This is a genomic window from Leadbettera azotonutricia ZAS-9 (assembly GCF_000214355.1).
GTDB lineage: Bacteria > Spirochaetota > Spirochaetia > Treponematales > Breznakiellaceae > Leadbettera > Leadbettera azotonutricia.
Genome location: NC_015577.1, coordinates 2,090,526 through 2,102,947, shown reverse-complemented (window position 1 = coordinate 2,102,947; position 12,422 = coordinate 2,090,526). Strand labels below are relative to the sequence as shown.

The following is a 12,422-nucleotide window of genomic DNA, read 5'->3' as shown; positions in this document are numbered from 1 at the left end:
TTTTCTCATATTCCAACCCCAAAAGGACTTCGCCGGATTATGAAAATAATTTTCAGTCAAAGCGCATTATACCCCTACAAACCTGATGAAGCATTTGCTGAAGAATATGTTGCAGCAAAAAACGCTGGATTTGAAACACTCCTCTTTGATTATGATAATTTGTCCACCAGTAGAATCGTACCCACAGACAATCCTGAAACGATAATCTATAGGGGATGGATGCTGACTTCCCGGCAATATAGCGATTTATACGCGCAGCTTTTTAAGAAGAATTATAAACTTATAAATGAACCCCAAGAATATGAAAACTGTCATTATTTACCTGACAGCCTTCAGTTTATCAGTAATTACACGCCAAAGACTATTTTTCAAAAACATGAAGATGAAAATGATATTGACTTTATAATTGAAGAAGCAAAAATTTTTGGCCCTAACCCGGTAATTATAAAGGATTATGTAAAATCAGAAAAGCATTACTGGAAAAATGCCTGTTTTGTAGAAGATGCAACTAATTCATCCAAATTAAGGGAAGTCATAAAAACATTTATCGACCTTCGTGGTTCATCCCTCAATGTTGGAATTGTTGTTAGAGAATATATAGACCTTAAAAACATTTCAGTCCATTCAAAAAGCAACATGCCTTTATCCGAAGAATATCGCCTTTTTTTTCTTAATCATAGTCTTTTGGAGATCTATAATTACTGGGAAGAAGGTGAGTACAATACCGAGCTTCCTGATATTAAACAATTTAAAGAAATCGCAATTTCCATTAGCAGTAACTTTTTTACAATGGATATTGCCAAAACAAAAAATGACAAATTCATAATAATAGAACTTGGCGATGGTCAGGTTGCTGGTATACCTGAGAAAGAAGATAAAAACAAGTTTTATCAGGATGTATATTCTCTATTCAATAAAGGTATCAACTAATTATGGCAAAGAAGCAAACCATCGCCTTCCATGAGGAATTTCAAAATCTACTATCTGATATTCATCAACTACAAGATGAACTGGCTGCGCTGTACTTTGAAAAAGACGAATTACAATACCAGATATGCAAAAATATTGAAATGGAATACATGCTAAAAATCGGCGCTCTGGAATATAATCTTTACGAAAAAGAAACCCAGATATTACGCATAAAACGCAAAATAGAATTAATCCGCCAAAAAATAAACCGCCAGGAAACATTTATCCTCGAAACCATAGAAAAACAGTTAGATACCGAGTATGAAGAATATACAAAAAAACTTAAAGCCCAATACGATATTTTCCAAAATGCCCTTAACCGCAAGGAAAGTGGTTTTCTCGACAAAGACAAGGCTAAAGATGTAAAGAAACTGTATGGAATCATAGTCAAAAAACTGCATCCCGATTTATTACCAGAACCCGATAAGGCAAAAAATGAACTTTTCTTAAAAGCAGTCGAAGCCTATAAAACAGGCGATTATGAGTCCCTCTCTGCAATCAGCCTCATGGTTGATAAACCAGATCCTAAGTCCTCGAAATTAAATACTACGGAAGAATTAAAAAAGAGGCATACCTCTTTGCAGGAACGGATTATCAATATCAATGCCAGTATCGAAGACATAAAAAAATCTTTCCCGTACAATCAGCTTGATTTCCTGAAAAGCCCTGAATTGGTAGATCAGAAAAAACAGGAACTAACAGACAAAATTGATGAATATAATGCCATTTATATCCAATATGAACAAAGATTGAATGATCTAACCGGAGGCGCCCAATGAACGACATCATAAAACTTGATGAAACAAATATTATAAGTATCCTTCACAGTGGAGACACCCTTAAAGCAGCCGGGAAACCTTTCGTCAAGCAGATTTATTTGGTTGATGCTCATATCGCCGGAACCATGTACGTTGATAACATTGAAGAATTGGAGCCGAACCTTGTAGTAGGAAAAAAATTGAATTTTTACCGGGAGCCGGAAAACCCCCATGATAAACTTGCCATTGTAGTAAAAGATGACCAGGGTAATAAAATCGGTTATGTCCCCCGCAATAAAAATGAAGTTTTAGCCAGGCTTATGGATGCCGGGAAATTGATTTATGGGACCATCCACGAGAAAGAGTATCGTGACGATTGGCTGAATGTTTCAATGCAAATTTACCTGGACGATTAAAACAGGTAATCGCCTGGTCAATCAGCTCACGTGGGACAATAAACTTTCATAAGCTCCTCAAAAACCATTGGAATTTAGAGCAGTTGAAACATTTATTATGACAAATTATCACATAATGTCATTTTTACCTCAAATTGTCCAAATTCCATCAATTTTTTCATCTCAATAAAGGTCTCATCCTATCCCGTAATGCCTCAAAATAAAATCTAACCGAAAGGAACGGCTGCCTCACAATAAAAATCTAACCGTGGCTAAACATCTTCAAGAGCCGAAGCAGCAAGGGACTTCTGGCTCTGAAGCTCGAAGAGAGCCATCAGTGCATGGTTGACCAGGCGTTTCTGTTTGACCGGATTGAGACGGGCAGCCCTGCGTCGAAGCTCGTCCTTGAATGTATCAGGAAGGTCAGGGGATTCCAAGAGGCGCCTGTAGGGCGACTTGGGTTTGTCGTACACCTTCTTGACCCTGGCCCCTATCCGCTCCTTGGCGATTATTTTTTCTGAAGGGTAAAAATAGTTGAGCAGGGGACAGAGATGGCGGTAGACCTCGGCCAGGGCGTCTCTGGCCTGGAGGGTGTCATAGCGATAGTACCCCACGGTCCTGCGGACGGTCATGTCGTTTTTCTGCTCCACGAAGCAGTTGTCGTTCTTGTGGTAGGAACGGCTGCGGGTGAACTGGACGCGGTGTTCGTCACACCATGCCTTGAGCTGGTAATTAATGAACTCCCCGCCGTTATCGCTGTCGATGCCCAAAAGGGGGAAGGGAAACTGGGAGGGGAAGAGAGACACCTCCTCTTTAACCCAGCGATGGGCCTTGTTGAGGAGGGCGCGGAGCTCCACCCAGCCTGAATAGACATCGGTGGCATTGAGGGTACAGCAGAACTCGCCTGAGGCGTTTCCGCCGTCATGAACCACCGTATCCAGCTCAAAAAAGCCCGGTTTCCTCTCATCCCAGGCATAAAAGACACGGATGGGGATCTGGTGCTTGAGGAGGCCGCCGGGCCGTGTGGCGCTCCGTCCTTTTAATTCCAGCTTCTTCCGTTCAGGCTTGAGCTTCCGGTCGATGGTGGCGGGGCTTATGGCAAGCAGCTGCGCCTTTACCTCCTTGGTGATGCCAAACTCCTTGCAGGGATTGAGGAAAGGCATCTGTTCCCGGAGGAAGGGGGAAAGCCTTTTCCCGCACATGTAATCAAAGAACTCCCAAATCAGTTTGAGGGCTTTTATCGTTGCCGCCTGGTAGACCGGCTTCCGCCCTCCCCCTGCTTTTCGTTTTTTAAACGCATCGGCCTTGAGCTTAACAACCCTTCCGGCCAGTCTGACCAGTTCCGTTCTCCCCCAATTCGCCAAAAGGTGCAGGGCGTATTTCCGGTTGTACCCTGTGTTCTGGACAAACTCGTCCAGGATAGCGGTCTTGCCCTTTTTCCCGGCTTTGCGATACCGCTTGCTGATTTCTCTGGCAAGCGCCTGTTTCTCTTTCATCGTTAACCCCATTGAGCCCTCCGGTACCCTTGTTACCGGATATAGGCTACATAATTTGGGTTAGAATTTTATTATGAGGCATTCCCTGTTTTGGGTTAGATTATTTATGAGGCAACGCGTATCCTTGCAAAGTAGGGGTGAAAAGGGTAGAATATACCCGTGGGTAGCTTCATCACCAATCAGAACGGCAAATTCCTCTCCGAAATCATCCAGAGTATACTGCCCAAAGCTCAAAACGCCTCATTTCTGGTCGGCTATTTCTATTTTTCCGGTTTTGCCGAGATTTACCAGGGGCTTAAAGACAAGCATCTCCGGGTTCTTGTTGGCCTTGAAATCGAACAGGACATGATAAACCGTGTCCGCGAGGTTGATTATCACACAACAGAGAAGCAAACTCGGGGCGCTCTTAAAGCTACCTTTTATGAATCCCTAGCCGATCTTTTCAATGAAACGGACTACTTTGACAGTGAAAAAGCCCAGGAAGCGTTTACCCTCTTTTTGACCAAAATAAAAGAAGGAACCTTGGAAATCCGCAAGACCAAAGAAAGCAATCATGCAAAGATGTACCTGTTTGAAAACGCGCCAGAAAATAACGAAGGCGATTCCTATCCGGGATCCCTTATCACCGGTTCAAGCAACCTCACGTTTCAGGGACTTAAAGGCCGCCTGGAATTAAACGCCATTCTCCGGGATAAGTCCGATTACGAAGAAGGGAAAAAAATATTTGATGAGCTATGGGAAAGCGCCGTCATCCTTGCCGACAAAGACAATCTGGCCGAATTTGAAAATGCGGTAATCGAAAAAATCTGGTACGAAAAACTCTATAAACCATACTGCTTTTTTCTCCGGGTATTGGATGAGTATTTTTCGGTCAACTATGACAAAGATTTCAAGACCGCCCATGATATTAATGATTATTTCTATGATCTTAAGTACCAAACAGACGCCATTAAATTAGCCCTTGCGACAATAGAAACCCATAATGGCGTTATAATCAGCGATGTTGTTGGTTTGGGGAAAAGTATCATCGGTTCAGCCGTTGCCCATAATTTAGGCTTGCGGATTATCATCGTGGCTCCCCCGCATCTGGTACCCCAATGGGTAGATTATGCAGCCGATTTTAACTATCACGCAGTGGTTTATTCATCCGGTAAAACCGAGGCAGCCCTCGAATACTTCAAGGAAAAATCAACCTTTGGCAAGCCTTGGCTCATTATCATTGACGAAGCCCATAAATACCGTAATGAGCTTACCTCCGATTATAATAATTTACACAACCTTTGCCGTGGTAATAAGGTAATGCTTTTAACCGCAACCCCATTTAATAACCGTCCCTCTGATATTTATTCGATGGTTAAATTGTTCCAGTTACCCCTTAAATCAACATTAAAATCCGTTGATAACCTTGGATTCCGCTTTAATGAGCTGATTAACCAATACAATGATATACGAAAGCAACAGCGTAAAAAAACAATTGATGAAATAACGCTAAAAAATGAAGTAGATAAAATCGCAGGTCAGATCCGCCGTATCATTTCCCCTCTGGTAATTCGCCGTTCCCGGCTCGATTTACTGGGAATTCCCTCATATAAGGAAGACCTCGAAAAGCAAAAAATAGGCTTTGCCGAAACCGGCGACCCCGAAGCTCTCGAATATGATTTGGGCGATATAAAAGATTTATACCTTGATACCTTGCAGCAAATTTCACCTGACTTGTCTATCGAAGCAGACGCTATGCGGCCACACTATCAAGCCGCCCGCTATAACGCAGTAACCTATGTAAAACCGGAGTTTGAAGAAAGGCTCCAGAAAAGAGTTGAAGAAGCAGGGATTGAATATAACCTGTTTATCGGAACCCAAAGTAACCTTTCAAAATTCATGCGGCGAATGCTTGTCCAGCGGTTTGAAAGCTCCAGAAAAGCCTTTGAAATATCCTTGGGCAGGATGATTTCTACGTCTCGTAATATTTTAAACTGGATAGAAAAGCGTGGTAAAGTGCCTATCTTTAAAAGAGGATACTTGCCCGACATAGAAGAGATTTATAAAGAGAATGCCAGTACCGATGACCTTTTTGCTGAGGAAATTGCCGATTCAACCTTTGAAGTTGAATTAAGCAAACTCGAAGCAAAGGGCTTGTTTGAACTTGAAACAGACTATTTTGATGATGCCTTTGTAAATGATATAAAGGGTGATATTCAAATACTGGAACAAATTCAGCAAAGCTGGTTTGGAAAAGGCATAAACTTGGCCGACCCAAAGCGTGACCATTTTGCTGAAATTATATCATCCCAGATTAAAAACGATCCACAACGCAAAATTATCGTTTTCAGTTCCTACGCTGATACCATAGATGATCTTTATGAAAAACTAAAAGGAAGCGCTTTGCGCGTATTTAAATATACATCAAAAGAATCGAATAAAACAAACAAGGCCATTATCGAACGTAACTTTGACGCAGGAAAGAAAAACCAGGATAATGATTATGATATTCTTGTCGCTACTGACGCTATTTCAGAAGGCTATAACCTGCACCGCGCAGGAACCGTATTCAATTATGATATTCCCTATAATCCCACCCGTGTAATTCAGCGTGTAGGCCGAATTAACCGTATCAACAAAAAAGTATTTGATCGCCTTTATATCTATAACTATTTCCCCACAAGCATTGGCGAAAGTGAAACCCGCACCAAGGAAATCTCGACCCTCAAAATGGCGATGATTAACGCCATAATCGGCGAAGATACTAAAGTCCTTACTGGCGATATAGAGCTCCGCTCTTTCTTTGCTGACCAATACAGGAAAATGGTTAATGCAAGCGAAGTTGAAAGCTGGGAAACAAAATACAAGCGATTATTAGAAGAAGCCAAAGGCACAAAAGAGCACGAAACCGCCTTAACCATTCCCCATCGTTCCCGTGTAGGGAGAACAGCCGATAAAGGCCGCAGAGGTGTTTTGATGTTTGGCCGGAAAAAAGACACTTGTGTTTTCAAAATGTCCAGGGATTTACTGGATTCTGAAATTCTTGCAGAAGAAGATGCCTTTAAATTACTTGAAGCAGATATTATTGAACAGGCAAAGCCGGTCTCGGAAAGCTTTGATGCTATTTATCAGATCATAAAGCAAGGACTTTTCAAGACTACTGTTACCGAAAAGACCGATAAACAAAAACGTGAAGTTCTGGATAAAATAAACGCCATTGCCCAAAGTGGCACTTTAAATAGTGATTACATAAAGGACCTACAATATGTTACAGAAATTGGCGCCCTTTCAGGCCTCTCAATGCAATTTATCCGCCAACTAAAACCTGCTGAATTCAATACGTTGCCACAGGAGATAGACCAGGACTTTCTGGACAGGGTTATTAAAATGGCCTGTGATATTGACGAAGGCAAGGAAAGCATTATTTTAAGCGAGGAATTACTATAATGGATTTTAAAGAAAAGTATAATCGCAAGGCATGGCTGTCTTTCCTCGAAGATTCATTTTTACCTGATGATTTTACTGTTGATGAAAAAGATGTATCTTTTACTGAAAAACTTGAATATACCCAAGCTGTTACAAAACTAGGTGAGTCCGCCTCATTAGGATTAACGGCATTTGAAATTAAACATAAGTCAACAAATGATGCTCGTGTAGGTTTGAGCAAAGATGCTTTTCGCGTTGTTTATCATTATACTTCACACGCCAGAGCTTTGGTTCTATTTGTTCCCCAGAACAATGACGATTTCTATCGTTTCTCTTTAGTTGAATTTACTCCCGTGGTAAATGATAAAGGCGAGGTTAAACGGGATTATTCCAATCCTCGGCGATATTCTTTTATTTTAGGGCGCGATGCAAAAGTAAAGACCCCACAGCAGTATTTGATAGAGAAGGGACGAGTTAAAGATGATTCGGACTTAAAAAGCCGTTTCTCTGTTGAGGTTCTTAATAAGGAATTCTACAATAAGCTGGCTTCATGGTATGACATTGCTTTAAACGATATTAAAATTGATTTATCTATGGCAAGCAAGATTCTTGACAAAAAGATTGACGATGAACTTAAGCCACAGGCGGTGATACGCATTATAATACGGCTTATGTTTATTTGGTTTATGAAAGAAAAAGGTTTAATCGAAAGTGGTTTTTTTACCAGAGAATTTAATGCAAAATTTCTAAAGCATGAAAATGTTTATTATAACGCCGTTTTGCAAAATTTGTTTTTTGCAGTTTTGAATAAAAAAATTAATGAACGGCGTTTTAGAAAACAAGATAATGCTAATCATTATGACCCCCAAAAGAATGACTATGGTATTTCTGACGTATTTAGATTTAAAGATTTTTTTAAGGATGGTAAGGCTGATGAATTTATTGAAAAAACCAGAAATATTCCTTTTGTAAACGGCGGCTTATTTACTTGCCACGATTATAAATTTTCGGGACTCGATATCATTAGCAACAAAAAAAACATAGAACAGAATTACATTATTGATGGCTTTAGTGATAATCCAAAAGAGCGAGTAAAATTGAGCGATAGTGTAATATTTCAACTCATAGACCTTTTTACTGATTATGCATTTACTATTGAGGAAAATACACCGCATGATATTGTGGTCGCACTTGACCCTGAACTTTTGGGGACTGTATTTGAAAATCTGATTGGCGCATATAATCCCGAAACAAAGCAAATTGCCAACGACCGCAAGAATACAGGCAGTTTTTATACTCCGCGTGAAATTGTAGATTATATGTGTAAAGAAAGTCTAAAAGAAAGTTTGAAAAATCGTTTCCCCAATTTGACAGATAGTATTAATAAACTTATTGACGAACACGAAGATAAACTTGATTTCCCACAAAAAAACAAAATAATATCTGCCATTACTGATCTCAAAATCCTTGATCCTGCGTGTGGTTCTGGTGCGTTTCCCATGGGAATGTTTAACCTAATGGTTCGAACAATAGAAAAATTGCAGGAACATAAAACAACTTACAAAAACAAATTGGACATAATTACCAGTTGCATTTATGGGATTGATATTCAAAATATTGCGATAGAAATAACTAAACTCCGTTTTTTCATTTCTCTACTTGTTGATTATGAAATACCTGTCAAGCTTGAAGATTTTGAAGTGCTACCGAATTTGGAAACTAAATTTGTTACGGCAAATACTCTGATTGGGCTTAACTTAAAAGGCGCTGATTTATTTAATGAAGAATTGTTTGCAAAATGTAAGGAACTCACTTCTGTTTTTACGCCGTTCACACAGGCAAAAACGCCAAAAGAAAAAGAGAATATAAAAAATAGCTTTGAAGCCAAAAAACTGGAACTGATTACTCTGCTAAAGAACAACAATATGGCGTCCGATGAAATAGAAAAGGTTAATGCATGGAATCCTTTTAGTGTTTGCTATGCTTCACCTTTTTTTGACAGTGAAATTATGTTTGGCATAAAAGATGGGTTTGATGTGGTGATTGGGAATCCGCCGTATAAGCAAATTCCTAAAGGAAGTGTATCTAAAGACACATTCCCCTTCTCCGAAGGTAAAGACAAGGGCAAACAAAACTTATATAAAGTTTTTATTGAAGCGGCATATAATTTTTCTAAAGATAATGGTTGTCAATGTTTGATAACACAGAGTAGTTTACTTTGTGATTTAAGTTCCCAATACACACGAGAACTATTGTTAACTCAATGTAAAATAATATATATAATTGAATTTCCAAAAATTGCACCATCACATCTCGGTCAAGTTTTTCAATCTGTATTGCAGGGTACTTGTATATCTGTGGTTACAAAATCAATCCCTGAATCTGGATATATATTTAGTATCTCAATTAACAATGATACAACGACTTTAAAAAGCTTGTCATTTGAGAAAATGGTCCAAGAATCAATAAGATGTATTTATCCTGATTCGTTTAATATTCCGTTAGTAAAAAATGGCGAATTTGATATTATAAGAAAAATAAATAATATCTCTATACGATTTAGAGATATAATACAATCGATAAGCCAAGGTGATATAAATTTAACTACTTCAAAGGCATATATTATTAATTCAAAAACAAGAATAAAACTACTTAGAGGTAGGAATATTTCCAAATATTATATTAACTATGATACTGATGAATTTATCAAACCAAATTATAAGACGGAACTTGTAACAGCAAACCAAAACGATACTTTCTTGGTTTGCCAAGAAGTTACAGGAACAGTTGATAAGTGGCGATTGCATTTTGCACTGACAAATACAGGGGAACCATTTCTCTTTGGACATACCGCCAATAAGGTTCGATTAAAAAACCCTGAGAATAACTTATTTTTTCTTTCTTTATTAAACAGCAAATTATTAGATTGGTATTTTCGCAAAACTAGCACGAATAATCATGTCGGCGGGTATGAAATTGAACAACTACCGATACGAATTCCAACAGAACAAAGACAATTTATTGAGCTTGTTAGCAAAATACTTGTCGCCAAAGCCGCCAATCCAACAGCAGATACTACGCAGATTGAGACGCAGATTGATAAGATTGTATATAAGTTGTATGGGTTGACGGAAGAAGAGGTTAAGGTAGTGGAAGGTAAGGTATGATAACGAAAATAACTATGAATAATGTTGCTTGTTATAAAGACAGCACTGCTCTTATTACTAATAAAAAGGTTAATCTTATTTATGGTTTAAATGGAACAGGGAAAAGCACTCTTTCAAACTATCTCTATGATAGGAATGACCCAAATTATGAATATTGTGCTATTGAAGGATTAGCCAATGAGGATATTCTTGTCTATAATCAGCGTTTTATCAGTGAATATTTTTATGAAAGTGATACTTTAAAGGGTATTTTTACCTTGTCGAAAGAAAACAAAGTTGCTGAAGAAACTATTTTAAAAACCGAAAAAGAAATACATAACTTGGATGATGAACAGAAAAACCAAAATAATATCCTCGAAGAAACTAATTTGGAAATATCGCGTAAAAAACAAGAAGCGGAAAATACAGTATGGAATATAAAACAAAAATACACTGGTGGGGATCGTGTTTTAGAATATTGCCTAACAGGATTGCAGGGCAAAAAAGAATCTCTTTTCACCCATATACTACAAGTGTCAAAACCAGTATCTCAGCCAATAATGACGATTGCCAAATTAAAAGAAGATGTCGAATCTCTAAAAGGGAACGCTGCGCAAAAATACAACGAATTACCACTGATAAATTTTGATGGAACTGAGATTGAAACTAATTCGATATTTCAAAAATCGATTGTTGGTAACGAAAATAGTACTATTTCCGAATTGATAACAAAGTTGGGAAATTCTGATTGGGTGAAAGCGGGATTGGATTATTTGCCTTCTGAAATCGGAGATAAAACCATTCCTTGTCCTTTTTGTCAAGAAACGACAGTCAATTCTATTTTAGCTAACAAAATAAAAAATTATTTTGATGGCACATATACACTTGATATTGAGGAAATAAAGCGACTGTCATCTATTTATACTAATAGCATGAACGCTATTCCATCGGAAGAAATATTTATATCAAACCCTTTCATCATTGGTAAAAAAGATGATTTTGAAAACCGATATAAATCTGTATTGCAATGCGTTTCGCAAAACAAAAGAGCTATTGAAGATAAAATTAAATCGCCTAGCCAAAAAATATTTTTCATCGACTCGACTACTGTTGTAAATGATTTTAATGATCTTATAAAAAACGTGAATAAAGAAATTACTGAACACAATGCAAGACTTGACAATAAAGAGTCTTCGTTAAATAAAATTAAAATAATATTTTGGGAAATCATGCGTTGGGAATATGATCAGACCATTTCAAATTTTCTTAATGAAAAGAGCCAAAGTGAAATAAAAGTGGGGAAAATAAAGGAGAAATTATCGACCATTAGTACCGAATTATCAAAAAAGAAACAATATATTACTGAACAGCAGAAAAAAACTGTCAATATTGATGAAGCAGTGCGTGTTATCAGTGATGAACTTATTGATTTAGGTATTGATTCCTTTAAAATTGAAAAACACACAGATGTTTTATACAAGATTACAAGAATCAATGAAAAAGGTGATACATTTAAGACGCTCAGTGAGGGTGAGAAAATGATAATAAGTTTTCTTTATTTTATTGAACTCTGCAAAGGTAAGAAATCTGCCTCGGATACGAATACAGGTAAAATTATTGTCATTGATGATCCTATATCTTCCCTTTCTCATATTTATGTATTCAACATCGGTCTACTTATAAAGAATAATTTTACTAATCCAAAAAGTCAGTATGACCAAGTTATTATCTTAACACATAGTTTATACTTTTTTTATGAATTGACTTTTACCAAACAAGAGGATCGAAAACAGTATATGGCTTTATATAGACTGATAAAGACTAGTAATGGTGCTGAGATAAAGTCTATGCATTATCATGAGATTCAAAATGACTACCATAGTTACTGGGATGTTATAAAAGATATAAATTATTCACCCGCATTAATTGCAAATTGCATGCGCAACATCATTGAGTATTTTTTTAATTTTATTGAGAAAATGGAATTGGCCAATGTGTTTCAGAAACAAAGTTTACAAGATGTTAAATACCAAGCTTTTTATCGATATATAAATAAAGAATCGCATTCGTTAGGGGAAAATATCTTTGACATCAAGGAATTTGATTATAATACTTTTAAAGATGCATTTAGACTTGTATTTGTTGAGAGTGGTTATGAGGGACATTATAATAAGATGATGCAATAGGAATGAATAAAATTTTCGCCGAATACAGTAGTTTCGATTATCTTACTGTTTTATATAAAATATGTTG

General features: G+C 37.6%; 7 protein-coding genes. 6 read left to right on the top strand and 1 reads right to left on the bottom strand.

The window, feature by feature from the left end; translation table 11 throughout:
* The first annotated feature begins 39 nt into the window (after nucleotides 1-39).
* The 3 genes from TREAZ_RS09165 to TREAZ_RS09155 are packed head-to-tail and all read left to right on the top strand — an operon-like array spanning nucleotide 40 to nucleotide 2,143.
* Complete coding sequence (locus TREAZ_RS09165) at nucleotides 40-930, top strand: ATP-grasp domain-containing protein (RefSeq protein ID WP_015711562.1); 891 nt, start codon at nucleotides 40-42, stop codon at nucleotides 928-930.
* A 2-nt stretch (nucleotides 931-932) separates the two neighbouring features.
* Nucleotides 933-1,748 (top strand): hypothetical protein, encoded by an 816-nt coding sequence (locus tag TREAZ_RS09160; RefSeq protein WP_015711561.1) that lies wholly within the window; start codon nucleotides 933-935, stop codon nucleotides 1,746-1,748.
* Nucleotides 1,745-2,143, top strand: coding sequence for an HIRAN domain-containing protein (locus tag TREAZ_RS09155; RefSeq protein ID WP_015711560.1), 399 nt, complete (start codon nucleotides 1,745-1,747; stop codon nucleotides 2,141-2,143). The genes TREAZ_RS09160 and TREAZ_RS09155 overlap by 4 nt, the downstream gene beginning before the upstream one ends.
* Before the next feature lie 251 nt (nucleotides 2,144-2,394).
* Here the strand turns inward: TREAZ_RS09155 and TREAZ_RS09150 are convergent, their stop codons facing one another.
* Nucleotides 2,395-3,630, bottom strand: a complete 1,236-nt coding sequence (locus TREAZ_RS09150; RefSeq protein ID WP_015709982.1) for an integrase catalytic domain-containing protein — start codon at nucleotides 3,628-3,630, stop codon at nucleotides 2,395-2,397.
* A 147-nt stretch (nucleotides 3,631-3,777) separates the two neighbouring features.
* Here TREAZ_RS09150 and TREAZ_RS09145 point away from each other — a divergent pair, with 147 nt between their 5' ends.
* The 3 genes from TREAZ_RS09145 to TREAZ_RS09135 are packed head-to-tail and all read left to right on the top strand — an operon-like array spanning nucleotide 3,778 to nucleotide 12,355.
* Entirely contained in the window at nucleotides 3,778-7,044 is a 3,267-nt protein-coding gene (locus tag TREAZ_RS09145) for a helicase-related protein (protein WP_015711559.1), read from the top strand.
* Nucleotides 7,044-10,190, top strand: a complete 3,147-nt coding sequence (locus tag TREAZ_RS09140) for an Eco57I restriction-modification methylase domain-containing protein (RefSeq protein WP_015711558.1) — start codon at nucleotides 7,044-7,046, stop codon at nucleotides 10,188-10,190. Before TREAZ_RS09145 ends, TREAZ_RS09140 begins: the two co-directional genes overlap by 1 nt.
* Nucleotides 10,191-10,204: 14 nt before the next feature.
* Nucleotides 10,205-12,355: an AAA family ATPase gene (locus TREAZ_RS09135; RefSeq protein ID WP_201764763.1), complete on the top strand. Its 2,151-nt coding sequence runs from the start codon at nucleotides 10,205-10,207 to the stop codon at nucleotides 12,353-12,355.
* The last annotated feature ends 67 nt before the right edge of the window (nucleotides 12,356-12,422 follow it).

Coding starts and splice junctions, on each gene's coding strand:
- TREAZ_RS09155 (WP_015711560.1), top strand. CDS start 1,745: ATGAACGACATCATAAAACTTGATGAAACAAATATTATAAGTATCCTT.
- TREAZ_RS09135 (WP_201764763.1), top strand. CDS start 10,205: ATGAATAATGTTGCTTGTTATAAAGACAGCACTGCTCTTATTACTAAT.
- TREAZ_RS09150 (WP_015709982.1), bottom strand. CDS start 3,630: ATGGGGTTAACGATGAAAGAGAAACAGGCGCTTGCCAGAGAAATCAGC.
- TREAZ_RS09160 (WP_015711561.1), top strand. CDS start 933: ATGGCAAAGAAGCAAACCATCGCCTTCCATGAGGAATTTCAAAATCTA.
- TREAZ_RS09140 (WP_015711558.1), top strand. CDS start 7,044: ATGGATTTTAAAGAAAAGTATAATCGCAAGGCATGGCTGTCTTTCCTC.
- TREAZ_RS09165 (WP_015711562.1), top strand. CDS start 40: ATGAAAATAATTTTCAGTCAAAGCGCATTATACCCCTACAAACCTGAT.